Genomic DNA, 26,438 nt, shown 5'->3' with positions numbered 1-26,438 from the left:
GCGGCCCATTCAACAGCCCGCTAACCCGCAGACTGGCTCGCGCGCGGCCTTTTCAACCCGGCCTCCAGCAGGCCTGCCCGCGGCCTCCGCCCCGCCCTCCGACCGCCGCACCGCAACCCAGCCACCATGCCGGTTTTGCATATGGCGTAACATGCCCACCAGGCGCCCGCTTGCGGCTGGGAAATATTTACAAACAGCCTTGAATGTAAGTATATTTGTTAGCCTGCTAACTTCTTTAGTTTCCGCCACAACACTTTCGTTTCCGCGCACCCCGCGCGCAGCAAATCCGAGACAACTTCATGTCCTTCAAGTCAGCCCCTACCGCCTTGCTAACCGCCATCGCCCTGGCCACTGTGCTGCTCAGTGGCTGCGAGAAACAGGTCGAGCAACCGCAGCAGGCCAATCCGCAAGTGGGCGTGGTAACCCTGCAGCCGCAGGCGTTCGCGCAGACCAGCGAACTGCCCGGCCGCACCAGCGCCTTTCGCATCGCCGAAGTGCGCCCGCAGGTGAATGGCATCATCCTCAAGCGCCTGTTCACCGAGGGCAGCGAGGTCAAGGCCGGTCAGCAGCTCTATCAAATCGACCCGGCCACTTATCAGGCCACCTTCAAGAGCGCCCAGGCCGCCTTCATGTCGGCCCAGTCGCTGGCCGGGCGCTACAAGGTGCTGGTCGCCGACCGGGCGGTGAGCAAGCAGGAATATGACGAAGCCGAAGCCGCCCGCCTGCGCGATCAGGCGGCGCTGGACAGCGCGCAGATCAACCTGCGCTACACCAAGGTGCTGGCGCCGATCTCCGGACGCATCGGCCGCTCCGCGGTGAGCGAGGGAGCGCTGGTCAACAATGGCCAGGCCGACGCCATGGCGGTGATCCAGCAGCTCGACCCGATCTATGTCGATGTCACCCAGTCGACCAAGGACATCCTGCGTCTGCGCAAGGAGCTGGCCAGCGGTCAGCTGCAGAAGGCCGGCAGCCACGGCGCCAAGGTCAAGCTGAAGCTGGAGGACGGCAGCAGCTATGCGCATGAAGGCACCCTGGAGTTCGCCGAAGTGTCGGTCGACAGCGGCACCGGCTCGGTGATCCTCCGCGCGGTGTTCCCCAACCCTGGGCATGAGCTGCTGCCAGGCATGTTCGTCCACGCCCAGTTGCTCGAGGGGCTGAACAAGCAGGCCATCCTCGCCCCGCAGCAAGGCGTGACGCGTGACCTCAAGGGCCAACCCACGGCGCTGGTGGTCAACGATCAGAACGTCGTCGAACTGCGCCAGTTACAAGCCGAGCGCACGGTCGGCGACCAATGGCTGGTCACGAGCGGCCTGCAGGCTGGAGACCGGCTGATCACCGAGGGCTTGCAGTTCGTGCATCCCGGCAGCGAGGTCAAGGTGGTCGCCGCCAGCAACGTCTCGGTCGCAGTCCAGGCCAATGCCACCAACGCCGCTCAAGATCGCTAAGGGAAAACTCCAATGTCGAAGTTCTTCATCGACCGCCCGATTTTCGCCTGGGTGATCGCCTTGGTGATCATGCTGGTCGGTACCCTGTCGATCCTCAAGCTGCCGATCAACCAGTACCCGAGCATCGCCGCGCCCGCCATCGGCATCCAGGTCAGCTACCCCGGCGCCTCGGCGCAGACGGTGCAGGACACTGTGGTGCAGGTCATCGAGCAGCAGCTCAATGGTATCGACAAGCTGCGCTACATCTCCTCGGAAAGTAACGCCGATGGCAGCATGACCATTACCGCCACCTTCGATCAGGGCACCAATCCGGACATCGCCCAGGTGCAGGTGCAAAATAAATTGCAACTGGCGACCCCGCTGCTGCCGCAGGAAGTCCAGCAGCAAGGCATTCGCGTGACCAAGGCAGTGAAGAACTTCCTGATGGTCATAGGCCTGGTGTCCGAAGACGGCAGCATGGACAAGAACGACCTGTCCAACTACATCGTCGCCAACATTCAAGACCCGCTTTCGCGGACTCCGGGCGTCGGCGACTTCCAGGTGTTTGGCGCGCAGTACGCCATGCGTATCTGGCTGGACCCAGCCAAGCTGAACAACTTCAAGCTGACCCCGATCGACGTGAAAACTGCCATTCAGGCGCAGAACGTCCAGGTTTCCTCCGGCCAACTCGGTGGCTTGCCGGCACTGCCAGGTCAGCAGCTGAATGCCACCATCATCGGCAAGACCCGTCTGCAGAGTGCCGAGCAGTTCTCCGACATCCTGATCAAGGTCAACCGGGACGGCTCGCAAGTCCGCCTGCGTGATGTCGCCAAGGTCGAGTTGGGTGGCGAAAACTACAACATCGGCGCGCAATTCAACGGTAACGCCGCCTCCGGCATCGCCATCAAACTGGCCACCGGCGCCAACGCGCTGGATACCGCAAAAGCCATCCGCGCCACCCTGTCGCAGCTGGAACCGTTCTTCCCGGCGGGCATGAAGGTGGTCTACCCCTACGACACTACACCGGTGGTCTCGGCCTCGATCGACGAGGTGGTGAAGACCCTCGCCGAGGCGATTGTCCTGGTGTTCCTGGTGATGTACCTGTTCCTGCAGAACTTCCGCGCCACGCTGATCCCAACCCTGGCGGTGCCGGTGGTACTGCTCGGCACCTTCGGCGTGCTGGCGGCGTTCGGCTTCAGCATCAACACCCTGACGATGTTCGGCATGGTGCTGGCCATCGGCTTGCTGGTGGACGACGCCATCGTGGTGGTCGAGAACGTCGAGCGGGTGATGGCCGAGGAAGGGCTTTCACCGCTGGAGGCGACGCGCAAATCGATGGGTCAGATTCAGGGCGCCTTGGTCGGTATCGCCCTGGTACTCTCCGCCGTACTGTTGCCAATGGCCTTCTTCAGCGGCTCCACGGGGGTGATCTACCGGCAGTTCTCGATCACCATCGTGTCAGCCATGGCGCTGTCGGTGCTGGTAGCGCTGATCTTCACCCCCGCACTGTGCGCCACCCTGCTAAAACCGATCAAAAAGGGCGAACACCACGCACCGAAGCAGGGTTTCTTTGGCTGGTTTAACCGCAACTTCGATCGCAGCGTGCAAAGCTATGAGCGCGGCGTCACCGGCATGCTCAAACATAAAGCGCCGTACCTGCTCGCCTATCTGGTGATCCTGGTCGGCATGGTCTGGCTGTTCACCCGCATCCCAACCGCCTTCCTCCCCGATGAAGACCAGGGCGTGCTGTTCGCTCAGGTGCAGACCCCAAGCGGTTCCAGCGCCGAGCGTACCCAGGCGGTGGTCGACCAGATGCGCGAATACCTGCTAACCGAGGAAAAGGACACGGTCAGCTCGGTGTTCACCGTAACCGGCTTCAACTTCGCCGGTCGCGGCCAGAGCTCGGGCATGGGATTCATCATGCTCAAGCCCTGGGACGAACGCCCAGGCGAAGAACACAGCGTGTTCAGCCTGGCCGAACGTGCCCAGGAGCACTTCAGCAAGTTCATCGACGCCAAGGTGTCCGCCTTCGCCCCGCCCGCGGTAATGGAACTGGGTAACGCCAGCGGCTTCGACCTGTACTTGCAGGATCGTGCCGGCGTCGGTCATGAGGCGCTGGTCGCAGCACGTAACCAGTTCCTCGAACTCGCCGGCAAGAGTCCCGTACTCACTCGCGTTCGGCCTAATGGGCTGAACGACGAACCGCAATACCAGCTGATCATCGACGATGAGCGTGCGCGCGCGCTTGGCCTGTCACTGGCAGACATCAACGACACCCTGTCGATTGCCTGGGGCGCCAGCTACGTCAACGACTTCATCGACCACGGGCGGGTGAAGAAGGTCTACCTGCAAGGCGAAGCCCAGGCACGCATGAGCCCCGAGGACTTGAAGAAGTGGTTCGTGCGTAACGACCAGAACGAGATGGTGCCGTTCTCCGCCTTCGCCGGCGGCCAGTGGAGCTACGGCTCGCCGAAGCTGTCGCGCTATAACGGCGTATCGGCCATGGAAGTGCTGGGCCAAGCGGCTCCGGGCTACAGCTCCGGCGAAGCCATGGCCGCGGTGGAAGAGATCGCCAAGCAGCTGCCCGTCGGGATCGGCTATTCCTGGACCGGTCTGTCCTACGAGGAACGCCTCGCCGGCAGTCAGGCGCTGGCGCTCTATGCGCTGTCGCTGCTGGTGGTGTTCCTCTGCCTGGCGGCGCTCTATGAGAGCTGGTCGATCCCCTTCTCGGTGATGCTGGTGGTGCCGCTGGGGGTGATCGGCGCGCTGCTCGCCACCTACATGCGCGACCTCTCCAACGACGTGTTCTTCCAGGTCGGCCTGCTGACCACCATCGGCCTGTCGGCGAAGAACGCCATTTTGATCGTCGAGTTCGCCAAGGACCTGCACGCCCAAGGCAAGAGCATCACCGATGCCGCCATCGAGGCCTGCCGCATGCGCTTGCGGCCTATCATCATGACCTCGCTGGCGTTCGTCCTCGGCGTACTACCGCTGGCCATCTCCACCGGCGCCGGTTCGGGCAGCCAGCATGCCATCGGCACCGGGGTGATCGGCGGCATGCTCACCGCCACGGTGCTGGCGATCTTCGGCGTGCCGCTGTTCTTCGTCATGGTGACGTCGCTGTTCCAACGCAAACCCAAGCCTGCCGAGACCTGGCAGGAGGTGGCCAAATGAGAAAGTCCCTGCTGTCCCTGGCCGTCGCCTCCATCGTTCTCAGCGGCTGCTCGCTGATTCCCGACTATCAGCGCCCGCAAGCGCCGATCGCCAGCGACTGGCCGCAGGGTGAGGCCTACCCGCCGGCCGCCGAAATGCGCGGCGAGTCCGAAGCCGTGCAGGGTTGGCGCGAGTTCTTCCACGATCCGGCGCTGCAGCAGCTGATCGCGATCGCCCTGGACAACAACCGCGACCTGCGCACGGCCGCGCTGAACATCCAGGCCTTCCAGGCCCAATACCGGATCCAGCGCGCCGACCTGTATCCGAGCATATCGGCGGATGCCAACGCCAGCCGCCAGCGCATCCCCGCCGGGGTCACGCAAAGCCCCGACGCGGCGATCACCAGCCAGTATTCGGCGACCATCGGCGTCGCCTGGGAATTGGACCTCTTCGGTCGCCTGCGCAGTCTGCGCGATGCCGCGCTGGAGCAGTACTTCGCCAGCGAGGAGGCGCGCCGCGGCACGCAGATCAGCCTGATCGCCAACGTCGCCAGCGCCTACCTGACCTGGCAGGCCGACCAGGACCTGCTGCAGCTGACCCAGGAAACCCTCAAGGCCTACGAGGACAGCTACTCCCTGACCCGACGCAGCTACGAGGTTGGCATCGCCTCGGCGCTGATGCTCAGCCAGGCACGCACCGAGGTGGAAAGCGCGCGGGTGCGCCTGAACCAGTACCAACGCCTGGTCGCCGAAGACCGCAATGGCCTGACCTTGTTGCTCGGCCATGCGCTGCCGAACGACCTGCAGCAACCGCTCGACCTCAACGCCGACCTGTTCAACGAACTGCCGGCGGGATTGCCATCCGAGCTGCTGCAACGTCGTCCGGATATCCTCGCCGCCGAGCACCAGCTGAAAGCGGCCAACGCCAATATCGGCGCGGCGCGTGCGGCATTTTTCCCGAGCATCAGCCTGACCGCCAACGCCGGCACCCTCAGCCCCGACCTGGCCGGGATGTTCGACGGCGGCTCCGGCACCTGGCTGTTCAGCCCGCAGATCAGCGTGCCAATCTTCACTGCCGGCGCCCTGCAGGCCAACCTCGACTTCGCCGAGGTGCAGAAGAACATCCAGGTGGCGCAATACGAAAAGGCCATCCAGACCGCCTTCCAGGAAGTCGCCGACGGCCTCACCGCCCGCGCCACCTACCGCGAGCAGCTGCAAGCCCAGCGCGATCTGGTCGGCGCCAGCACGGACTACTATCGCCTGGCGGAAAAACGCTACCGCACTGGCATCGACAGCAACCTGACCTTCCTCGACGCCCAGCGCCTGCTGTACAACGCCCAGCAGGCCCTGATCATCGACCGCCTGGCGCAGCTGACCCGCGAGGTCAACCTGTACAAGGCCCTGGGTGGCGGCTGGGTCGAACAGCGGGTCGGGCAAGCGCCGGCGGCTGCGCCGCAATCCTGAGCCCAGCGCTTGATCCTGCTGAACTGAAAAGCCCGCCAAGTTGGCGGGCTTTTCATTGTTGTGGCTGATGCAAAACCCGTTCAAGCCAACAGCGCCACCGACTTGATCTGCGCCCACAGCCGCTGGCCAGGGTGCAAGCCCAGCTGATCGCCCGAGTAGCGGGTGATCCGCGCCAATAGCGGCGTGCCCTCGACCTCCAGACGCACCAGCACATGGGCGCTGTTGTCGGCCGGCATTTGCGCCGTGACGGTGGCCGGCAGTAGGTTGAGGATGCTGCTGTGTTCCTGCCGCTGCAGGCTCAGGCTGACGTCGCGCGCCTGAATCTTGCAGCGCAACCGCCGCCCTACAGCCAGCGGCGCATGGGCGACCCGCACGCAGAGGGAACTGTTCGGCAACCCCAGGCTGAGCAATTGGTACTCTGCGTCGTAGCCGCTGACCCTACCCTCGATCACCACCCCGGCATCGTCGCCCAGCGCAGTGGGCAGATCCAGACGCGCCAGGGTCGCGCCAATCGGCCCGCTGGCCAGCACCCGCCCCTCATCGAGCAGCACCAGATGGTCGGCCAGGCGCGCCACCTCGTCAGGCGAGTGGCTGACATAGAGGATCGGAATGTCCAGCTCATCGTGCAGGCGCTCGAGGTAGGGCAGGATTTCGCCCTTGCGCTTGTGATCGAGCGCCGCCAGCGGTTCGTCCATCAGCAACAGCCGCGGGCTGGTGATCAGCGCCCGCGCCATGCCCACGCGCTGGCGTTCGCCACCGGACAACCGCTCGGGCATGCGCTCGAGCAGATGGCCGATGCCCAGCAACTCGACCGCCTGCTCCAACTGCACGTGCCGCTGCCCGGCGGCGATGCGCTGGTAACCGAACTCCAGATTGCGCCGCACCGACAGGTGCGCAAACAGGCTCGCCTCCTGGAACACATAGCCCAGCGCACGCCGATGGGTCGGGGTGAACAGGCGCTGGCTGCTGTCCTGCCAGACCTCGCCATCGACCCACAGATAGCCCTGCCCGGCCCGCTCCAGCCCGGCGATGCAGCGCAGGCAACTGGTCTTGCCCGAGCCGGAGGGCCCGAACAAGGCGGTAATGCCACGCCCCGGCAGATCGAGATCGACATCCAAGGCGAAGCCCGGATGGTCGAAACGAAACCGTGCCCGGATCCGTTCGTCCGCCACCCCGTCTCCGCCGCTACTGCGCTTAGACCAAAACGGCATCGCTCAACTCCAACCCGGTCGGAAGCGCTTGCTGGAGTACAACACCAGCAGAATCAGGAAAGAGAACACCAGCATGCCGGCCGCCAGCCAGTGTGCCTGGGCATACTCCATGGCTTCGACATGATCGTAGATCTGCACCGAGACCACGCGGGTCTTCTCCGGGATGTTGCCGCCGATCATCAGCACCACGCCGAACTCGCCGACGGTATGGGCGAAGCCCAGGACGCTTGCGGTGATCACCCCCGGCTTGGCCAATGGCAGCACCACGCTGAAGAATGTGTCCCAGGGCCCGGCCCGCAGGGTCGCCGCAACTTCCAGCGGCCGCGCGCCGATGGCGGCGAACGCGTGCTGCAACGGCTGCACCACGAAGGGCAACGAATAGAACATCGAGCCCACCACCAGGCCGGCGAAGGTGAACGGCAAGGTGCCCAGCCCCAGGCTTTGCGTCAGCTGGCCGATGGGCCCGTGTGGCCCCATGCTGACCAGCAGGTAGAAACCGATCACCGTCGGTGGCAGCACCAGCGGCAAGGCGACCAGCGCGCCCACCGCCCCCCTCAAGGGCGACGCAGTACGCGCCAGCCACCAGGCGATGGGCGTGGCAATCAGCAACAACAACAGCGTGGTCAGCGTAGCCAGTTGGATGGTCAGCCAAATCGCACTGAAATCGGCGCTGGTCAGCGGCATGGCGAGCGTTTCTCAGAGTTCATAGCCATAGGACATGATCACCTCGGCCGCTTTCGGACCCTTGAGGTAATCCAGCAGCGCCCGTGCCGCCGGATTGTCCTTGCCCTTGTTGAGGATCACCGCGTCCTGCCTGATCGGCTCATGCAAGCTGGCTGGCACTATCCAGGCGGAACCACTGCTGATTTGACCGCCCTTGTAAATTTGCGACAAGGCGACGAAGCCCAGTTCGGCATTGCCGCTGGAAACGAACTGATGAGTCTGGGTGATGTTCTGCCCTTCCACCAGCTTGCCCCCCAGCGCCTGGGTCAGCCCCAGCTTGGCCAGCACCTGGGTCGCGGCCAGACCATAGGGCGCGGTTTTCGGGTTGGCGATGGCCAGGTGCTTGAACGCGTTGCGCTTCAACACCTCACCCTTGGCATCCACATAACCGTCCTTTGCCGACCATAGCGCCAGAGTGCCGACCGCATAGGTGAAGCGCGAGCCGGCGACCGCCTCGCCCTCCTGCTCCAACTTCGCCGGCGTGCTGTCATCGGCGGCGAGGAGCACCTCGAACGGCGCACCGTTCTTGATCTGCGCATAGAACTGTCCGGTGGCGCCGAACGCCGTCACCAGCTTGTGGCCGGTCGTCTTCTCGAAGTCACTGGCAATGGCCTGCATCGGCGCCGTGAAATTCGCAGCCACCGCGACTTGCACCTCTTCGGCCATGGCCGCCTGACCGACACAAACAGCAAATCCGGCCACCAACGCAACGAAATTACGACAACGCATGCAAGACTCCTCAGTTGTTCTTATACGCAGAACTCGAAGCTGAATGAGCGCAAGCCGCCTCAATCGCTATATCAAAAACTATATAGCGAAAGATACGGTCACGCCAAGACAAAAGATCGACTGCTCGCATTCCTGGGATGAGCAGTCGATCCGATCTACCGAGTGCCCTGCCTACCTGTTCTGCCAGGTGAATACCGGCTGCCGGGAGCAGGAAATCTGCAAACTGCGATGGGAATGGGAGATTGCTCGCGCATAAAGAAACCCGCTCGATGAGCGGGTTTCTTGTCTTACGCCTGTCGCTGGATCAGATCAGCTTTTCCAGCTCCGGAACGATTTCGAACAGATCGCCTACCAGGCCGTAATCGGCGACCTGGAAGATCGGCGCCTCTTCGTCCTTGTTGATCGCGACGATCACCTTGGAGTCCTTCATGCCCGCCAGGTGCTGGATCGCGCCGGAGATGCCGACGGCGATGTACAGCTGCGGCGCGACGATCTTGCCAGTCTGGCCGACCTGCATGTCGTTCGGCACGAAGCCGGCGTCGACCGCGGCGCGCGAGGCACCCACCGCCGCGCCGAGCTTGTCGGCGAGGGCGTACAGGTACTTGAAGTTGTCACCGTTCTGCATGCCACGGCCGCCGGAAACGACGATCTTGGCGGCGGTCAGTTCCGGACGGTCGGACTTGGCCAGTTCTTCGCCGACGAAGCTCGACTTGCCGGCATCGCCACCGACGCTGACGCTTTCGATGGCGGCCGAACCGCCTTCGGCGGCCACGGCATCGAAGCCGGTGCCGCGCACGGTGATCACTTTCACCGCCGCCGAGGACTGCACGGTGGCGATGGCGTTACCGGCATAGATCGGGCGCTGGAAGGTGTCGGCGCCGAGCACCGCAGTGATCTCGGAGATCTGGTCGACGTCCAGCTGCGCAGCGACGCGCGGCAGGATGTTCTTGCCGTTGGCGGTGGCGCACGCCAGCACGTGGCTGTAGCCCTTGCCCCCCTGCTCTTGAACAAGCAGCGCGACCAGCGGTGCAACGTTTTCCGGCAGCTGGTGGGCGAACGCGGCCTGGTCGGCAACCAGCACCTTGCTGACGCCGGCGACTTTCGCCGCCGCTGCGGCGACGGCGCCGACGCTGTGACCGGCAACCAGCACGTGGATCTCGCCGCCGATTTTCTGCGCGGCCGCCACGGTGTTCAGCGTGGCCGGCGCCAGGGCGGCATTCGTGTGTTCTGCAACAACCAAGATAGCCATTTAGATTACCTTCGCCTCGTTCTTCAGTTTGTCGACCAGTTCGGCCACCGACTTGACCTTGACGCCGGCGCTGCGCGCAGCCGGGGCTTCGACCTTGAGGGTCTTGACCGTCGAGGCGGTGGACACGCCCAGGGCGTCCGGGGTGACCACGTCCAGTGGCTTCTTCTTGGCCTTCATGATGTTCGGCAGCGAGGCGTAACGCGGCTCGTTCAGGCGCAGGTCGGTGGTGACGATGGCCGGCAGGGCCAGGCTCACGGTTTGCAGGCCGCCGTCGATCTCACGGGTGACGTTGACCTTGTCGCCGGCGACTTCGACCTTGGAGGCGAAGGTGCCCTGGGCGTAACCGCTCAGCGCGGCGAGCATCTGCCCGGTCTGGTTGTTGTCGCTGTCGATCGCCTGCTTGCCGAGGATCACCAGCTGCGGCTGCTCCTTATCCACGACGGCTTTGAGCAGCTTGGCCACGGCCAGGGAGTTCAGCTCGTCGTTGGATTCGACCAGGATGGCACGGTCGGCGCCGAGGGCCAGGGCGGTGCGCAGTTGTTCCTGGGCGGCGTTGGGGCCGACGGAAACCACGACGATTTCGCTGGCGACACCCTTCTCTTTCAGACGCACCGCTTCTTCCACGGCGATTTCGCAGAAGGGGTTCATCGACATTTTGACGTTGGCCAGATCCACGCCGGAGTGGTCCGCCTTGACGCGGACCTTGACGTTGTAATCGACCACGCGCTTGACCGCGACTAGGACTTTCATGGGGTTACTCCGAGAAAAAACCGGGCCGAGGCCCGGCTGCAAGAAAACTGGAAGAGCACTCAGTTGGCGGCCGGCGGCGACAACTTCTGCAGCTTCATCATCGCCTGCTTCATCGCCAGGCTCTGGTAGTTGATGTTCGCCGGGTTGAGGTTGACCCCTTCCTGGAACGGGTACGGCGCAATGGTCGCCATGAACTTCTGGATCTGTGCCTGGATCGGCACGAACAGCCACAGCTGGTCCGAACTCCAGCGCCGCGACATCGGCGATTCCTTCATCGCCGTCTCGAAGGGGTCGGCCTTGAGGTTGGTGGTGCGGGGGAAGTTGGTGACCTTGCGGCTACCCGAGCCGATATCGCCATCGATGGTGGCGAAGCTGACCTTCCAGTCCTTCCAGCGCACCGCGTTCAACTCGCCGGCCATGCCGAAGTAGAAGTAGTCCTCGCGCGGGCTGTCCTTCGCTTCGCCCTGGAAGAACGGCAGGAAGTTGTAGCCGTCCAGGTGCACCTTGTACTGCTTGCCGTCCAGGCTGGTGCCCTTGGCCAGGTCTTCGCGCAGCGTCGGCAGGCCGACCGCCGCGGCCAGGGTCGGCATCCAGTCGTTGTGGGCGATCATGTTATTGAACTGGCTACCCGGCTTGATCACCTTCGGCCATTTCACCAGCAGCGGTACGCGGTGCCCGCCTTCGTTTGAGGTGCCCTTCTCGCCATTGAACGGCGAAGTACCGCCGTCCGGCCAACTGACCTTCTGCGCACCGTTGTCGGTGGTGTAGATGACGATGGTGTTGTCGGCAATACCGAGGTCGTCGAGCTTCTTCAGCAACTGGCCGATCTGGCCGTCGTGCTCGACCATGCCGTCCGGGTACAGGCCGATACCGGTCTTGCCTTGCGACTCCTTCTTCAGGTGGGTCCAGACGTGCATGCGCGTGCTGTTGAACCAGACGAAGAAGGGTTTGTCGGTCTTGTGCGCCTTGTCGATGAAGCTCTCGGTGGCCTGCAGGAACTCCTCGTCGATGGTTTCCATGCGCTTGCGGGTCAGCGGGCCGGTGTCCTCGATCTTGCCGTCGGCATAGGAGTGAACCACGCCGCGCGGGCCGTACTTTTTACGGAATTCAGGGTCTTTCGGGTAGTAGTAGGTCTCCGGCTCTTCCTCGGCATTCATGTGGTAGAGGTTGCCGAAGAACTCGTCGAAACCGTGATTGGTTGGCAGGTGCTTGTCGCGATCGCCGAGGTGGTTCTTGCCGAACTGGCCAGTGGTGTAACCCTGCTGCTTCATCACGTCGCCGATGGTCGGCGCCCAGTCGGGGATGCCGTGCTCGGAGCCGGGCATGCCGACCGTCAGCAGACCGGTACGAAATGGGTGTTCGCCGAGAATAAAAGCGGAGCGACCGGCGGTGCAGGATTGCTCGCCGTAGGCATGGGTGAACAGCGCACCTTCCTTGGCGATACGGTCGATGTTGGGTGTTTCGTAACCCATCATTCCCTGGTTGTAGGCGCTGATGTTGAACATGCCGATGTCGTCGCCGAAGATCACCAGGATGTTCGGCTTGTCGGCCGCACTGGCGAACAGCGAGGTTCCCAGCAGCAAGGTCGCGAGGCCGAAGCCGGGCAGCAGTTTGCGCAACGGAGTCATAACTTACTCTCTGTTTTGGTCTTGTTATGGATCGAGCAGGACGTTAGAAAGCCGGGCCTGACGGTCCGGCGAGTTCAAAGTGCTGCTCAGGCGACCTGCATCAGCTTGCTGAACGCCTGCAGGTGATGGTCGTCGTCGCCGAACTGGCGGGCGACCATCAGCAGGTGCTTGGCGTGATGCGACAGCACGTATTCCCAGGTCAGGCCGATGCCGCCGTGCAGTTGGATGCCCTGGTCGGCGACGAAGCGCGCCGCGCGGCTGACGATGTACTTGGCAGCGGCCAAGGTACGGCTGCGCTCGGCACTGTCCGGCTCGTCGGCCACGCAGGCGGCGAGGATGGCCATGGAAGTGGCCTGGTCCAGCTCGATGCGCATGTCGACCATGCGGTGCTGCAGGGCCTGGAACTTGCCGATCACCTGGCCGAACTGTTTGCGCGTCTTCAGGTAATCGAGAGTCAGCTGGCAAGCCGCTTCCATACTGCCGACCGCCTCGGCGCACTGCGCGGCGATCGCCCGGCCCTGCTGGTAGCGCAGCGCGGCCAGCGCTTGACCCGGCTCGCCGAGTAAGGTGCCGCTGGCGTTGTCGAGATACAGCTCGCAGGCTTTGCGCCCGTCTACGGTTGGCAACTCGCGGCGACTCACTCCGGCGCTGGCCGGATCGATCAGGAACAGGCTAACGCCCGCCTCGTCGCGCGCTTCACCACTGGTACGCGCCGAAACCAGGATCAACCCGGCCGTTTGGCCGGCCATGACCACAGACTTGCGGCCGCTCAGCTGCCAACTGCCTTGCCCTGCTTCGGCACGGGTCTGCACGTCGTGCAACTGGTAGTGACTCTGCGGCTCGTCGAGGGCCACCGCCAGCTGCAGTTGGGCGCTGGCCACTTGCGGCAACAGTTCGCTCTTCTGCACGGCGCTGCCGAGTTGGTTGATCAGCCCGCCGGCGAAGATCACCGAATACAAGTAGGGCTCCAGGCACAGGCCACGGCCCAGCTCGGTGGCGATCAGCATGCTGTCCACGCCGTTGCCGCCGAAGCCGCCGAACTCTTCGGCGAATGGCACCGAGGTCAGGCCCAGCTCGCCGAGCTGCACCCAGAACTCGGGGCTGAAGCCCGGCGCGCTCTTGAGGAACGCCTCGCGCTGCTCGAAGCCATAGGCGTCGCGCACCAGGCGCGCCGCGGTGTCCTGCAGCATCTGCTGCTCTTCTGTCAGTTTGAAGTCCATGATCTGCCCCTTACAGCTCGAGAATCATCTTGGCGATGATGTTCTTCTGGATTTCGTTGGAGCCGCCGTAGATCGACGCCTTGCGCATGTCCAGGTATTGGTTGCTGGCGGCGCTGCTGTAGTCGGTATGCAGCAGTTCGGCGCCGCAGCCGTAACCCAGCTCCTCCTCGAGGACCGGCAGCGAATAGGTGCCCACAGCCTTGTTGATCAGGTAGGTAATCTGCTGACGCAGCTCGGTGCCCTTGATCTTCAGGATCGAGCTTTCCGCGCCGGGCACGCCGCCGTCGCGGGTCGCCGCCAGGGTGCGCAGGTTGCTCATCTCGGCGGCCATCAGCTGCATCTCGACGTCGGCGATCTGCGCGCGGAACAGCGGGTCGTCGAGCAGCGGCTGGCCGTTGCGCAGTTCGCGGCTGGCGACCAGCTTCAGCTTGGCGAGCAGCGCCTTGGTCTGGCCGATGCCGGCGATGCTGGTGCGCTCGTGGGTGAGCAGGTACTTGGCACAGGTCCAGCCTTTGTTCTCCTCGCCGACCAGGTTTTCCACCGGCACGCGCACGTTGTCGAAGAACACCTCGTTGACTTCGTGCTCGCCGTCCAGAGTGATGATCGGTCGCACGGTAATGCCTGGGGTGTTCATGTCGATCAGCAGGAAGCTGATGCCACGCTGCTGCTGCGCCTCGGGATCGGTGCGCACCAGGCAGAACATCCAGTCGGCGTAGTGCGCCAGGGTGGTCCAGATCTTCTGGCCGTTGACCACGTAATGGTCACCGTCACGCACTGCGCGAGTCTTCAGGCTGGCCAAGTCGGAACCGGCGCCCGGCTCGGAATAGCCCTGGCACCACCAGTCTTCGCTACTGAGAATGCGTGGCAGGAAGTGGGCTTTCTGCGCCTCAGTGCCGAACTTGATGATCACCGGGGCGACCATCTTCACGCCGAAGGCCACCACACGCGGCGCGCCGGCGGCGAAGCATTCTTCCTCGAAGATGTGTTTCTGCACGGCAGTCCAGTCAGTGCCGCCGTGCTCAACCGGCCAGCTCGGTGCCAGCCAGCCGCGCTCGTTGAGGATGCGCATCCAGGCGACCTGGTGCTCCTTGCTCAGGCGCTTGCCCTGCTGGACGCGGGTGGAAATTTCTGCCGGCAGTTGGCTGCGTAGAAAAGCGCGCGCTTCCTCGCGGAACGCGCACTCTTCGGGAGTGAACTGGATGTCCATCGGGTGGAGCCTCGATCTATGGTCAGCGACGGGGCCGACCGGGTTGAGCGGGTTCAGGCGGGGCCGCCGCGCAGTGCACGCGGCGGCGGTCGAGCGTTTTACTGGTCGAACATGATTACCGAGCGGGCCAGCTCGCCGCGGCGCAGTTCTTCGAAGGCCTCGTTGATCTGCTCCAGCTTGATGCGTTGGGAGATCATCTCGTCGAGCTTCAGACGGCCTTGCATGTAGAAGTCGACCAGACGCGGCATATCTACCGGGAAGCGGTTGGAACCCATCAGCGAGCCCTGGATCTTGCGCTCGTGGAGCAGTTGTAGCGGATCGATTTCCAGTTTCAGACCCGGCTTGACCATGCCGATCACGGTGGCGATGCCGCCGCGGGCGAGCATGGCGAAAGCCTGCTCGACGGTTTGCTTGAGACCGATGCACTCGAACGAGTGATGCACGCCGCCCTTAGTCAGCTCCAGTACTTGCTTGACCGCGTCGCCGTCTTTGGCGTTGACCACGTCGGTAGCGCCGAACTGCTTGGCCAACTCCAGCTTGGAGTCGAGCATGTCGATGGCGATGACGCGCCCTGCCCCAGCCAGCACGGCGCCGTTGATAGCAGCCAGACCGATGCCGCCGCAACCGATCACGGCCACGGTTTCACCTGGACGTACCTTGGCGGTGTTGAATACCGCGCCAGTGCCTGTGGTCACCGCGCAACCGAGCAGTGCCGCGCGGTCCATCGGCATGTCGCGACGAATCGAAACGCAGGCGTTCTCATGCACCAGCATTTGCTCGGCGAAGGCCGACAGGTTGACGAACTGCGGGATCGGCTTCTGTACGTAGGTCAGGCGCGACTCTTCGTCCGCACCGCGCTTGGTGTCGGGCGACACGCAACGGGCCAGATGGCCGGTGACGCAATGTTCGCAGCAACCGCAGAACACGGTCAGGCAGGTGACTACGTGATCGCCCGGCTTGACCGTGCGCACTTCCGAACCCACCGCCTCGACGACGCCGGCCGCCTCGTGACCGAGCACCAGCGGGCCTGGATAGGGGAAGGAGCCTTCGATCACATGCAGGTCGGAGTGGCAGACGCCGACGGCGACGGTGCGTATCAGCACTTCGCGCGGACCCGGTTTGCTGATGCCGACTTCTTCGATGGCCAGCGGTTCGCCGACTTTGTGGAATACAGCAGCTTTCATGGTGTACCTCTCGATAAGGAGCGAAATGGCCCGAGCAGGCTCGAGCCAGGTCCAATTACTAGCCGGCGCGGAACACCGCTTTGGCGTGGCTGAAGGTGCGGAAACCGTCGATGCCGTGATAGTTGCCCATGCCGCTGGCGCCGACGCCGCCGAACGGCAGGCTCTCGATGCCGGCATGGCTCATCACACCGTTGAGGGTCACGCCGCCGGAGGTGGTGCGCTTGAGCACCAGTGCCTCTTCGGCGGCATCGCTGCCGAACCAGTAGAGGCCAAGCGGGCGCGGGCGGGCGTTGATGAAGGCCAGCACCTCGTCGATGGTCTTGTACGGTTTGATCGGTAGCAGCGGGCCGAAGATCTCGTCCTGCATCACCTTCAGGTGATCGCCCGGATTGCGCAGAAGGGTCGGCACGATCTTGTTGTGCGCCTGGCTAAGGTCTTCGCCCGCCGGGTTCAGCTCGGTCAGTTCGACGCCAGCCTCGTGCGCTTCGTCGAGATAGCCGAGCAGGCGCTCATAGTGGCGCGTGTTGATCACCGAGGTGTACTCGGGATTGTCCTTGAGGGTCGGGAACATCTTCGCCACCACCGCCTTGGCGATGGCGATGAACGCCTCGACCGACTCTTCGGGGACGAACACGTAGTCCGGCGCCACGCACAGCTGGCCGGCGTTCAGCAGCTTGCCAACCACGATCTTGCTCGCCGCGGCCTGGAAATCGGCCGAACGCGAAATGATGGTCGGCGACTTGCCACCCAGCTCCAGGGTCACCGGCACCAGATTCTCGGCAGCGGCACGCAGCACGTGCTTGCCGATGCTGGTAGCGCCGGTGAACAGCAGGTGGTCGAACGGCATGGAGCAGAACGCCTGGCCGATTTCCGGCCCGCCGGTGATCACCGCCACTTCGTCCTCGGCATAAACCGAGGCGATCAGCTTGGCGATCAACGCGGAAGTGTGCGGATTGAACTCCGACGGTTTGATCATCACCCGGTTGCCCGCCGCCAGGGCGCCGGCCAGGCCTTTGAAGACCATGTTGCCCGGGACGTTCCAGGCGGTGACGATGCCGACCACGCCGAGTGGTTGATATTGCACCCAGGCTTCGCCGGCCTCGGTCTTGCGCGCCTCGGGCTGCATCCACTTGGCCAGCTCGGCCTGGGTCTGCTTGAGGCTGGCCAGCGGCGACAGCACTTCGCTGCCGCGCGAGAACATCGCGTTGCGATGGCCGAAGTCGGCCGTCAGCGCATCGACGATCGCCTGCTCGTTCTCAGCCAACAGCGCGATGGCGCGGCCAATCAGTTCGATGCGCTGTTCGGCGCTCCACGGTTCGCTAGCAAGGAAGGCAGCACGCTGTTTGTCCAGGATCGTGCGGATGTCCGCGGCACTCACGTGTTCATTGGCGCTCATAACAACGTCTCTTTTTATGGGTAAGCAATGGGGTACACGCAGCCGGGCTGACTCGGGCACTCGGCTGCTGTCTTATGATTGAGTAATGCCTGTGCATCCTCGCCACCCAGATCAGGTGGCGGAAGCCCGACAAGAACACCGGCACAGAGCTAGCGTTGCTGGATCAGCCGGGCGGCGATGGCAACCCGGCTCCCGGCTTCGCGCTACGGCTCAGGCCAATATCCCCTTGGCCCTGGCGAAAATGATGGCCTGGGTGCGACGGCTGGCGCCGAGCTTGGTATTGATGTTCTTGGCATGGGACTTCACCGTGTTCACCGAAATGAACAGGATGTCGCTGACCTCTTGATTGGACATGCCCTCAGCCAGCAGCCGCAGCACCGAAACCTCACGAGGCGTCAATTCGTCCCGGTGATAGCCCTCCCTCAGCGTCTTTGCGCAGAGGTCGCCCTGCTCCCCGTCATCATCCGTACCCGCCTCACCCTCGAGGCTGTCGGCGCCAGATTGCAGGAGCCCCTGCTGAAGAGCATCCAACTCGTCCTGGCCGTCACCGAAGCCCAGATTGACCAGCGCCTGCTGGACCTCATTCGCCAGCAGGGCGAACTGGTAGCGCTTGCATTGTTTGAGCAATGTCACCAGTCGCTGCTTGGCCTGCATACGGTTGCCCATTTCGTACTCAGCCCGCGCCAACAGTAGCTGGTTGCGTTGCGCCAGTGATGGCATGCCCGCAGGCGGGAGTCGGGAGATCGGCCCTTGCAAAGACGCCTCCATCGCCCGCGCCATGGTCAGCACCTGCTCCCAGCGACCCTGGCCGGCCAGGATGCGCATGGCCTGCAGGGTAATGGCACTTTCATAGCAGGCACTGTCGATATTGCCGCAATGCATGTGCCGCTCCGCCTGATGCAAATGCAGCTGAGCAGCCTCGTACTCACCGCGAGCGACGGCGACCTCGGCGAGCAGCAGATATCCATGCAGGATGAACGGCGCGGAGAAGTCTTTTACCTGCGCCAGGCCGGCCAGCAGCGCCGCCTCGCTTTCGGCCAGACGCCCGCCCAACAGGTGCAGTTCACCCTGGAGGAACAGCAGGCGACCCAGCAGCGGGTTACGCCAGTTATTGCCGGCTTCGACCCGTTGCATGTCTTCCTGCAGCAAGGCCTGGGCGCGAGGAAGCTCACCCTGCAGAATCATCAGCCGCAGCCGCTCCACGTTGAGCACCACCTCGCCATCCTGGAAGCGCTTGCGCCGGGCGAGCTCAACCGCTTCTTGCAGCAGTTGCTGGGCCTGGCTGGTCTCGCCGCTGGCCATGGCAAGGCGCGCCAGCGTGATATGGCACAGCAGTATCGTCAGCCAGTCGTCTGCGCCGAGTTGGCTAAGGGCCGCCCGGCAACTCTGGCGTGCCGTGGCGGCGTTGCCGCGCACCGCCTCGATGCTGCCCTGCATCGCCTGCCAGAGAGCCAGCAAGCGCGCGCTTCGTTCGGCCGAGGACTGTGGCAGGAAATTCCCCAAGCGCTGCAGGCAAGCCTCCGATTCGTCCAGGCGTCCGCTGAACAACAACCCCCTGGCGCAGAGGTAAAGCAAGCGCGGAGTGCTGCCCAGCAACTGCGGCGGAATCTGCTCACGCCAACTCATGAGCCGGCTCAAGTGCTGATCGCTGTATAGCCAGGTAAGCCGCAGGCGCTCCATGTAATTGGCCGCCACTTCATGCTGCTCGGCACCAAGCGCCTGGTCTATCGCCTCACTGAGGTGGCCGACGACGCTGAGCACCCGACAGGCGCGCAGGCGCAGCCGGTTCAGTTCGGCGGCAGTTAGGCGGTCGTGTAGCGCCTGCGCCACGACCGGCCGCATCCGGTACCAGCCATCCGGCTGATCGAGCGGAAGGAAAAACACGTCGCGTTGCAATAGGCGCCTGAACAGCAATCCGCCGCCCTGCTCTTCCCACAACTGGGCACAGAACTCTGCGGAAAACCTGGACAGGTGGGCCAAGCCGGAGAGGACTTCGCGCTCGTCGTCGCTCAGCCTCGACAACAGTTCGTGCTCCAGATACTGGCGCAGCCAGGATAAGCCGTTCGGCCCTGCCCTCCCCCCATGCACCGGATCCGACAGCAACAAGCAGATAGCGGCGCACCAGCCGACAGTCTGTTGCCATAGCTCGGTGCGCCAGCTGGCCTCTGCCTCGGGCGCCAACTGCTCGATCAGGGCCTCGCACTCGTCGCGGGAAAATGCGAGCTGCTTGTGGTTCAGCTCCAGCAACTCCCCCAAGAGCTTCAGGCGCGGCAGGTTCCAATGTGGGCGTTGCCGACAGCTGACCAGCAACTGCAGCTTGCTCGACTGCAGTGCCAGAAGCCGGTCGAACCAATCGTTCAGCTCCTTCGCCATTTCGCCGGGCAGATCATCCAGAGCCAGCCAGATAGGCTGCTCGCAGGACTCGAAGAATTTCAGCAGCGCTTCAGGCGAGGCGCTATGTCCAGGCGTGAGTCCAAGCCCGGCTGCCACTCGGGCAGCCAGCTCAGGCAGCGACTGCTGCCGTCCATCGAGACTCAGCCAAACCACGCGCCCGGAGCCGACCCGTTGCAGAAACTCGCTCAACAGCACGGTCTTGCCAAAGCCGGCTGGCGCGCACAGCAGGCGCAGGCGTTCCCTGCCTCCCTGCAAGGCGTCGAGCAGGCGTTGGCGCAACAGGTGCGCAACAGGCAGGGACGGAACAGACATGAGGTTGTCTCGTACCTGGAAAAGATTAGAACCAAGACCCATGGTGGACCTCGATCAAAGAGCATGAGGAAACGGATGCCCCAGCCGTAGCCCATGCGACATGACGATGCGCGCAGGTTAGCCTCGCTGGAGGTGACCCATGGTTGCGCAGGCAGAGCCCAGCGACACCACCCGCATCAGGTGGCGGGCATCGCACGGCAATGGCACAGCACGCCAGGGAAATCGCTATGCAGATGGGAAAAGAACCACGGGGAAAGACCAAGCAGAAAGGCCAGCGCGACCCAGTGCAAGGTCCGGAAAGCACAACGCCCTGCATGCAGGGCGTTGTGTCGTTTACTTCAGATGGACTCAGCGAATGCCTGCGTTGCGCAGTGCTGCCGGGGTGAAGTCGCTCATCCGGGTCCGGTCGCCGAACTGCGTGGCCTTCTTCGATTCGTTGGTCATACCCAGCACGTTGTAGCGGCCGGCGATCAGGTCATAGATGCCCACCATGGTGTAGCCGGAAGCCTGGCGCTCGTAGTCGGTGAGCGCATAGCCTTCACCGACCCGCCAGAGCTGACCGCGACCGTCGTAGTGATCGACCTCGGCCAGTTGCCAGCTGTCCTCGTCGAAGTACATGTCGCGCTTGGCGTAGATGTGTCGCTCGCCCTGCTTCAGGGTGGCAACCACATGCCAGACGCGGTGCAGCTCGTAACGGGTCAGGTCCTGATTGATGTGGCCGGGCTTGATGATGTCGGCGTACTTCAGCTTCGGCGAGCTCAGGCGGTAGTTGTTGTAGGGGATGTACAGCTCCTTCTTGCCGACCAGCTTCCAGTCGTAGCGATCCGGCGCGCCGTTCATCATGTCAGTGTTGTCGGCGGTGCGCATGCCGTCGGAGCCCGAGCCCGGGCCGTCATAGGCGATCTGAGGGGCGCGGCGCACGCGGCGTTGACCGGCGTTGTAGACCCAGGCCAGGCGCGGCTCCTTGACCTGGTCGATTGTCTCGTGGACCAGGATCACGTTGCCGGCCAGGCGCGAGGGGGCGGTGATGCGCTGCTTGTAGAGATACAGGAGGTTTTGAGCCTGGGATGGGCTGATGCCGTCCATGAGTTGGGGATAGCTCAGCTCGTCGTTGTACTCGACGATGTTGTAGGAGCCGTTGGTCTGTGGCGCGGCCTGGGCTGCCTGGCGAAGGTTGTTGCCGCCGCGGAAACGGGTGGTGTGGTTCCAGTACACCTCGACGCCGTTCTTCGGCAGTGGGAAGGGGTAGTAGCGGGTCTCGGCGAAGTTGGCCAGGCCGTTGCCGCCATCCTTCAGCTCGGTGGTCACCGCGCTCTTCTTCGCCGCGTCGTAGACCGCCGGCGGTGCGCCGGCGGTGCGGTGGCTCTGGTACACCGGGATCTTGTAGCTGTCCGCGTAGCGCTTGAACATCGCCAACTGGCCGGGGGTCAGCTTGTCCTTGTACTGCTCGGCGTTGGCCGCGGTGATGGTGAACAGCGGCTTCTCGCCGGCGAACGGGTCGCCGAGGAAACCGTTGGCATCCACCGGCGCGGCGCCGGGCTTGAGGCTGCCGCCCCAGGCCGGGATGCTGCCATCGGCATTGCCTTCCTTCTGCGCGCCCAACGGGGTCAGGCTGGTGCCCAGCTTATTGGCCTCCTCCTGGGAGACGGCCGCCATCACGCTGCTAGCCAGCAGGGTCAGCGCCAGGGCGCCCATTTGCATCATTGTTTTTGTTTTCATGCTCTGTTTCCTCTTACTGACGGCTATCAGAAGTTCACGCCGAAGCTGAGCGCGACGAAATCGCGATCGTTGTTGGTGTTGAAGTCTCCACCGAAGAAGTCGGTGTAGCTGAGGCTGGCGGTGTAGGTGTTGGCGTAGTCGGCATCAAGACCGACGCTGACTGCCTTGCTGCCTTCATCGAAGTTCGGCCCGAAGCCCTCAACGTCATGCTGCCAGGCCAGGCTCGGCGCCAGGTTGACGCCGGCGAACACGTTGGGATAATCCAGACGAGCGCGGGCGCGGTAGCCCCAGGAGTCGGTGGTATAGAAACCGTGGCTGTTGCACTCCTGCTGCGGGTTGCTGGCAGCTGGAGTCCCGGCAGCAGTGCCTCTGCAAGTCGCCGGGCCCGTTGGCCCTTGCAGCGTGCCGGCGCCCCAGTTCGAGCTGCGACCGAAGCGCAGGTCGCTGCCGTCGCTAGCCCCCAGATCGCTGATGTGGTTGTAACCGACCTCGCCGACCAGGGTCAGGCGGCTGGCGCCCATGACCTGATCGAAGAACTGGGTGGCGGTCATCTGCGCCTGGTATACCGGCAAACGATCATAGCCGTTCACCGTTTTTCCGAGACCCGCCGCCGGATTTCCACTGGCAAAGCCGGATTTGATCAGCGGCGAAGTAGCACCAAAGGTCGCCGCGGACAGCAGGTCGGCGGTGTTGAGTTGCAGCGGCATGTTCGGCCGGTAGCTGACCTCACCGCCCAGCGAGGTGCCGCCGACGTTGGTCTGGAAGCTCAGGCCGTAGAGGCGGATGTCCTCGGGGTAGTCGATGAAGTAACGCGCGCTGCGGGCGACGGCGAGTGAACCGCCGGCCAGAGTGCTCGCTTGCTTGACGCTGAGATAGGGGTTGCGGCTGTGGTAGTTCAGCGCGTAGGCGCCGAGCTCGGTGTCGTCCAGCTCCGGCACGAACCAGCGCAGGGCCACGCCATACTGGCCGCCGTCGCGCGCATCGTTGTCCTTCAGGCGCGGGATGAAGACGTCGTCAGTACCAGCGCCGACGGCAGCCAAACCGCCCGTGTTCTGCGCTACACCCGGCGCCAGGTCCAGGCCGGCCACCACCAGGCGATCGTTACAGCCCTTGGGCAGGCCATCGTTGCCGAAGAAGGTGCCGCAGTTATCGACGATGGTCTTGTCCCACTCGAGCTGATAGAAGGCCTCGGCGTTGAGGTTTTCGGTCAGGCCCTGGGACAGGTAGAACATGTTGACCGGAATCAGGCCTTCCTTGACCTCAGCACCCGGACGGCGCAGGGCGGCGACGTCGATCGGGTTGATGCTGTTGATCGAGTTGCCGATGAAGGTGCTCTCACCCCAGCTCACCACCTGCTTACCGAGACGCACGTTGCCGGGCAGATCGCCGATGCTGTAGTTGTGGTAGACGAAAGCGTCGAGGAACTCGGCGCCGGAGGCCTTGGCCAGATCATCGCGACCGCTGTCGTCGATGTCGTAGAACAGGCGGTGCTCATCCTTCAGCTCGAAGTCGTACCAGTACTTGCCGCGCACGAAGGCGCCGCTATCGCCGTACTTGAGTTCGAGGTCGTGCACGCCCTTGAAGATCTTCGAGAAGGTCTCGCCCTTCTTGAAGTTCAGGCGGTTGTCGTCGTTTGTGCGGGTGGAAGACGCGCCTCGCTTACCCTGCGAGTTGAAGTTGGAAATAAAGTCAGGGTCGCCCCCGCGCACGGCCCAGCTGGCGCCGACCGACAGCGATGAGTCGAATTGCCCCTCGATCTCCCCGATGTTGAAGTTAATGGCGTGAGCTTGTGCACTCACGCCCAAGGCGACGGCTGCAGCCAGCAGATGCGGCTGGAAGACTCCGCGCTTTGTTGTTCTTGTCATGCGGCGCTCCAAAAAATACAGATCAAGTGGAGCACTCATGCTAGCCAGCATCCTTGAGCGTCTTAACACCCGAAGTAGTGATTCCTGCGCACGACCAGTGTCACCGCTCCGTTACCTTGGGTGACAGTCGTTGTGTACCCGGCAACAGCCCTACGAAATTGCCAGGCGCGACTAGTCGGCAGCGGTCTGCGCCGGGGGGTTGGCGCCGCTGAAGTGGTGGATTAAATGGGAAGCTTGGAAGGGATTGGAAGGCCGCTTGCCGGCCTTCCGAAACATCGGGTGCTGGCGCATCCGGTGTGAGCATCGGCCAGGCCGATGCTCTAGCGAGGAACTTAGTTCTTGCCGTACAGGGTGACCACGCAAGCGCCGCCCAGACCCAGGTTGTGCGCCAGCGCCAGTTTGGCGCCGTCGACCTGGCGCTGCTCGGCACTGCCGCGCAGCTGATGGGTCAGCTCATAACACTGCGCCAAACCGGTCGCGCCCAGCGGGTGACCCTTGGACAGCAGGCCACCGGACGGACCGATGACGATCTTGCCGCCATAGGTGTTGTCGCCATCCCGAACGAACTTCTCGGCGCCGCCTTCCGGGCAGAAGCCCAGCGATTCGTAGCTGATCACCTCGTTCTGCGCGAAGCAGTCGTGCAGCTCGCAGACGTCGATGTCTTGCGGACCGACGCCAGCCTTCTCATAAACCTGCCCTACCGCCGCCTGGGTCATGTGGGTGCCAACCCAGTCGAGCATCGACGGGTTCTCGAAGTTGAACGACTCCGGGGTATCGGTGGTCAGCGACTGGGCGAGGATCTGCACGTCGCTGCGCAGGCCATGTTTCTTGGCGAAGCGCTCGGAAACCAGGATCGCCGCCGCGCCGCCGCAGGTCGGCGGGCAGGCCATCAGACGGGTCAGCACACCCGGCAGGATCACCGCGTCGTTCATCACCTCCTCGGTGGTCAGCACCTTGCGGAACAGCGCCAGCGGGTTGTTGGCGGCATGACGGCTGGCCTTGGCGCGCACGGCGGCGAAGGTTTCCATGCTGCAGCCGTACTTGGCCATGTACTCGCGGCCGGCACCGCCGAAGGTCCGGATGGCCTGCGGCATGTCGCCCATATCGGCGGTCAGGCCACGGAGGATCGGCAGGAAGCGCTCGCGGGTCGGCGGGCGATCGTCCCAATGCGACTTCAGCGCACCGGCCTGCATCTGCTCGAAGCCGACGGCCAGCACGCAATCCGCCGCGCCGGTCTCGATGGCCCGGCGCGCCAGGTACAGCGCGGTGGAACCGGTCGAGCAGTTGTTGTTGACGTTGACCACCGGAATGCCGGTCATGCCGACTTCGTAGAGCACGGTCTGGCCACAGGTGGAGTCACCGTAGACGTAACCGGCGTAGGCCTCCTGCACCAGCTCGTAGCCGATGCCTGCGTCGGCGAGGGCGCGGCGGATCGCCTCGGAGCCCATCTCGACGTAGGTGCCGCTGGCACTCGGCTTGTTGAACGGGATCATGCCGACCCCGGCTACCAATACTTTTTCGCTCATCTTGTCACCTGCAAATGTAGGAAGGGGATCACAGCTGGCGCGCGATTAGTTCGCGCAGCACTTCGCTGGTGCCGCCGAAGATGCGGGTCACGCGCATGTCGACGAAGGCGCGAGCGATCGGGTACTCGAGCATGTAGCCATAGCCACCGTGCAGCTGGACCATGTCGTCGATGCACTTCCACAGCGTTTCGGTGGCGAACAGCTTGGCGATCGCGGCTTCCTGCACGGTCAGGCGGCGGCGCATGTGTTCGCCGAGGTAGTAGTCAACCGTCAGGCGCACCGCGGTGGCCTGGGCCTTGATGTCGGCCAGTTTGAATTTGGTGTTCTGGAAGTCCCAGACGGTCTGGTTGAACGCCTTGCGGTCCTTGACGTATTCGACTGTCTGCTCGAGCAGGCGCTCCAGCTTCGCCGCGCAGTAAGTGGCGATCACCAGGCGCTCCTGCGCCAGCTCCTCCATCAGGTGCATGAAGCCCCTGTTCTCCTCGCCGAGCAGGTTGCCGACCGGCACGCGCACGTTGTCGAAGAACAGCTCGGCGGTATCGGCAGCCGCCTGGCCGACTTTCTCCAGCTTGCGGCCGCGGCGGAAGCCCTCGCGGTTGGTCTCGACCACGATCAGGCTACAGCCCTTGGCGCCGGCGCTCGGATCGGTCTTGCAGACCACCACCACCATGTCACAGGTCAGGCCGTTGCTGATGAAGGTCTTGCTGCCGTTGAGCACCCACTCGTCGCCGTCGCGCACCGCGGTGGTACGGATGGCTTTCAGGTCAGAACCCGTGCCCGGCTCGGTCATGGCCACCGCCAGCACGGTTTCGCCGGTGCAAATCTTCGGCAGCCACTTCTGCTTCTGCTCCTCGGTACCGAGACGCACGATGTAGGGCGCGACGATGTCGGAATGCACGCCCAGGCTCCAGCCGGAAACGCCGGAGCGATACAGCTCCTCGATCAACACCGCGGAGTGGCCGAAGTCACCGCCGCCGCCACCGTATTCGGTCGGCACGGTCAGACACAGCAGACCATTACGGCCAGCCTTGAGCCAGGTTTCACGGTCGACCTGGCCTGCGGCGTCCCACTGCGCCTGGAGCGGCAAACACTCGCGTTCGAAGAAGCGCCGCGCCGTGTCGCGCAGCATTTCATGGTCGTCACGGTAGACGGTGCGGTGAATATGCATAGGTTCTCCAAATCTGGTCGTGGACATTGCGGGCGCTGCCAAGCAGGCAGACGCAGGGTTCTGGGTACTAATCTTGTGGCCCGCAGAGGGTTGCAACTTCCCCCCACGTCGGGTGGA

General features: G+C 63.8%; 18 protein-coding genes. 3 read left to right on the top strand and 15 right to left on the bottom strand.

The genetic code is table 11. The annotated features are described in order from the left end of the window. The first annotated feature begins 299 nt into the window (after positions 1-299). Genes D3880_RS10405 through adeC form a run of 3 tightly spaced genes read left to right on the top strand, consistent with a single transcriptional unit; the run spans position 300 to position 6,040 of the window. A complete protein-coding gene (locus tag D3880_RS10405; RefSeq protein ID WP_119893391.1) occupies positions 300-1,445 on the top strand; it encodes an efflux RND transporter periplasmic adaptor subunit in 1,146 nt (381 codons plus the stop codon). A gap of 12 nt (positions 1,446-1,457) precedes the next feature. Next, complete coding sequence (locus tag D3880_RS10400) at positions 1,458-4,598, top strand: efflux RND transporter permease subunit (protein WP_119893390.1); 3,141 nt, start codon at positions 1,458-1,460, stop codon at positions 4,596-4,598. Beyond that, positions 4,595-6,040 (top strand): AdeC/AdeK/OprM family multidrug efflux complex outer membrane factor, encoded by a 1,446-nt coding sequence (gene adeC, locus D3880_RS10395; RefSeq protein ID WP_119893389.1) that lies wholly within the window; start codon positions 4,595-4,597, stop codon positions 6,038-6,040. The genes D3880_RS10400 and adeC overlap by 4 nt, the downstream gene beginning before the upstream one ends. A gap of 80 nt (positions 6,041-6,120) precedes the next feature. Here the strand turns inward: adeC and modC are convergent, their stop codons facing one another. From modC to D3880_RS10315, 15 genes are all read right to left on the bottom strand, one after another. Continuing rightward, positions 6,121-7,251, bottom strand: a complete 1,131-nt coding sequence (gene modC / locus D3880_RS10390) for a molybdenum ABC transporter ATP-binding protein (RefSeq protein WP_119893388.1) — start codon at positions 7,249-7,251, stop codon at positions 6,121-6,123. Positions 7,252-7,254: 3 nt separating this feature from the next. Continuing rightward, on the bottom strand, positions 7,255-7,935 hold the full coding sequence (gene modB, locus D3880_RS10385; protein WP_119893387.1) for a molybdate ABC transporter permease subunit: 681 nt from the start codon (positions 7,933-7,935) through the stop codon (positions 7,255-7,257). Positions 7,936-7,947: 12 nt separating this feature from the next. Beyond that, positions 7,948-8,703, bottom strand: coding sequence for a molybdate ABC transporter substrate-binding protein (gene modA / locus D3880_RS10380; RefSeq protein WP_119893386.1), 756 nt, complete (start codon positions 8,701-8,703; stop codon positions 7,948-7,950). Between the two features lie 304 nt (positions 8,704-9,007). Continuing rightward, the gene (locus D3880_RS10370) at positions 9,008-9,952 is read right to left on the bottom strand and encodes an electron transfer flavoprotein subunit alpha/FixB family protein (RefSeq protein WP_119893385.1); all 945 of its coding nucleotides are present in this window, start codon (positions 9,950-9,952) and stop codon (positions 9,008-9,010) included. Beyond that, positions 9,953-10,702: an electron transfer flavoprotein subunit beta/FixA family protein gene (locus tag D3880_RS10365; RefSeq protein WP_119893384.1), complete on the bottom strand. Its 750-nt coding sequence runs from the start codon at positions 10,700-10,702 to the stop codon at positions 9,953-9,955. A gap of 59 nt (positions 10,703-10,761) precedes the next feature. Then, complete coding sequence (locus tag D3880_RS10360; protein WP_119893383.1) at positions 10,762-12,330, bottom strand: arylsulfatase; 1,569 nt, start codon at positions 12,328-12,330, stop codon at positions 10,762-10,764. Between the two features lie 86 nt (positions 12,331-12,416). Continuing rightward, positions 12,417-13,550 carry an acyl-CoA dehydrogenase family protein gene (locus D3880_RS10355; RefSeq protein ID WP_119893382.1) on the bottom strand — a complete coding sequence of 378 codons (1,134 nt, stop codon included), beginning with the start codon at positions 13,548-13,550 and terminating at the stop codon, positions 12,417-12,419. Positions 13,551-13,560: 10 nt separating this feature from the next. Then, on the bottom strand, positions 13,561-14,757 hold the full coding sequence (locus tag D3880_RS10350; protein ID WP_119893381.1) for an acyl-CoA dehydrogenase family protein: 1,197 nt from the start codon (positions 14,755-14,757) through the stop codon (positions 13,561-13,563). Between the two features lie 98 nt (positions 14,758-14,855). After that, positions 14,856-15,941 (bottom strand): Zn-dependent alcohol dehydrogenase, encoded by a 1,086-nt coding sequence (locus D3880_RS10345; RefSeq protein ID WP_119893380.1) that lies wholly within the window; start codon positions 15,939-15,941, stop codon positions 14,856-14,858. A 58-nt stretch (positions 15,942-15,999) separates the two neighbouring features. Next, the gene (locus tag D3880_RS10340) at positions 16,000-17,337 is read right to left on the bottom strand and encodes a coniferyl aldehyde dehydrogenase (protein WP_119893379.1); all 1,338 of its coding nucleotides are present in this window, start codon (positions 17,335-17,337) and stop codon (positions 16,000-16,002) included. Positions 17,338-17,547: 210 nt separating this feature from the next. Further along, a complete protein-coding gene (locus D3880_RS10335) occupies positions 17,548-20,043 on the bottom strand; it encodes a LuxR C-terminal-related transcriptional regulator (protein WP_162934979.1) in 2,496 nt (831 codons plus the stop codon). A 348-nt stretch (positions 20,044-20,391) separates the two neighbouring features. After that, positions 20,392-21,762 (bottom strand): DUF1329 domain-containing protein, encoded by a 1,371-nt coding sequence (locus tag D3880_RS10330; RefSeq protein WP_119893377.1) that lies wholly within the window; start codon positions 21,760-21,762, stop codon positions 20,392-20,394. Positions 21,763-21,788: 26 nt separating this feature from the next. Further along, on the bottom strand, positions 21,789-23,627 hold the full coding sequence (locus D3880_RS10325) for a DUF1302 domain-containing protein (RefSeq protein ID WP_119893376.1): 1,839 nt from the start codon (positions 23,625-23,627) through the stop codon (positions 21,789-21,791). Between the two features lie 332 nt (positions 23,628-23,959). Beyond that, the gene (locus tag D3880_RS10320) at positions 23,960-25,153 is read right to left on the bottom strand and encodes a lipid-transfer protein (RefSeq protein WP_119893375.1); all 1,194 of its coding nucleotides are present in this window, start codon (positions 25,151-25,153) and stop codon (positions 23,960-23,962) included. Between the two features lie 28 nt (positions 25,154-25,181). Further along, positions 25,182-26,321 (bottom strand): acyl-CoA dehydrogenase family protein, encoded by a 1,140-nt coding sequence (locus D3880_RS10315; RefSeq protein ID WP_119893374.1) that lies wholly within the window; start codon positions 26,319-26,321, stop codon positions 25,182-25,184. Positions 26,322-26,438 lie beyond the last annotated feature (117 nt).

The sequence above is a fragment of the Pseudomonas cavernae genome (assembly GCF_003595175.1).
GTDB classification, from domain to species: domain Bacteria; phylum Pseudomonadota; class Gammaproteobacteria; order Pseudomonadales; family Pseudomonadaceae; genus Aquipseudomonas; species Aquipseudomonas cavernae.
Note: the sequence above shows the minus strand (reverse complement) of the source record. Positions and strands in the feature narration are given on the sequence as shown.

Coding starts and splice junctions, on each gene's coding strand:
- D3880_RS10360 (WP_119893383.1), bottom strand. CDS start 12,330: ATGACTCCGTTGCGCAAACTGCTGCCCGGCTTCGGCCTCGCGACCTTG.
- D3880_RS10350 (WP_119893381.1), bottom strand. CDS start 14,757: ATGGACATCCAGTTCACTCCCGAAGAGTGCGCGTTCCGCGAGGAAGCG.
- D3880_RS10335 (WP_162934979.1), bottom strand. CDS start 20,043: ATGTCTGTTCCGTCCCTGCCTGTTGCGCACCTGTTGCGCCAACGCCTG.
- D3880_RS10315 (WP_119893374.1), bottom strand. CDS start 26,321: ATGCATATTCACCGCACCGTCTACCGTGACGACCATGAAATGCTGCGC.
- D3880_RS10340 (WP_119893379.1), bottom strand. CDS start 17,337: ATGAGCGCCAATGAACACGTGAGTGCCGCGGACATCCGCACGATCCTG.
- D3880_RS10355 (WP_119893382.1), bottom strand. CDS start 13,550: ATGGACTTCAAACTGACAGAAGAGCAGCAGATGCTGCAGGACACCGCG.
- D3880_RS10325 (WP_119893376.1), bottom strand. CDS start 23,627: ATGACAAGAACAACAAAGCGCGGAGTCTTCCAGCCGCATCTGCTGGCT.
- D3880_RS10365 (WP_119893384.1), bottom strand. CDS start 10,702: ATGAAAGTCCTAGTCGCGGTCAAGCGCGTGGTCGATTACAACGTCAAG.
- D3880_RS10400 (WP_119893390.1), top strand. CDS start 1,458: ATGTCGAAGTTCTTCATCGACCGCCCGATTTTCGCCTGGGTGATCGCC.
- modB (WP_119893387.1), bottom strand. CDS start 7,935: ATGCCGCTGACCAGCGCCGATTTCAGTGCGATTTGGCTGACCATCCAA.
- D3880_RS10370 (WP_119893385.1), bottom strand. CDS start 9,952: ATGGCTATCTTGGTTGTTGCAGAACACACGAATGCCGCCCTGGCGCCG.
- modC (WP_119893388.1), bottom strand. CDS start 7,251: ATGCCGTTTTGGTCTAAGCGCAGTAGCGGCGGAGACGGGGTGGCGGAC.
- D3880_RS10320 (WP_119893375.1), bottom strand. CDS start 25,153: ATGAGCGAAAAAGTATTGGTAGCCGGGGTCGGCATGATCCCGTTCAAC.
- D3880_RS10405 (WP_119893391.1), top strand. CDS start 300: ATGTCCTTCAAGTCAGCCCCTACCGCCTTGCTAACCGCCATCGCCCTG.
- D3880_RS10345 (WP_119893380.1), bottom strand. CDS start 15,941: ATGAAAGCTGCTGTATTCCACAAAGTCGGCGAACCGCTGGCCATCGAA.
- D3880_RS10330 (WP_119893377.1), bottom strand. CDS start 21,762: ATGAAAACAAAAACAATGATGCAAATGGGCGCCCTGGCGCTGACCCTG.
- adeC (WP_119893389.1), top strand. CDS start 4,595: ATGAGAAAGTCCCTGCTGTCCCTGGCCGTCGCCTCCATCGTTCTCAGC.
- modA (WP_119893386.1), bottom strand. CDS start 8,703: ATGCGTTGTCGTAATTTCGTTGCGTTGGTGGCCGGATTTGCTGTTTGT.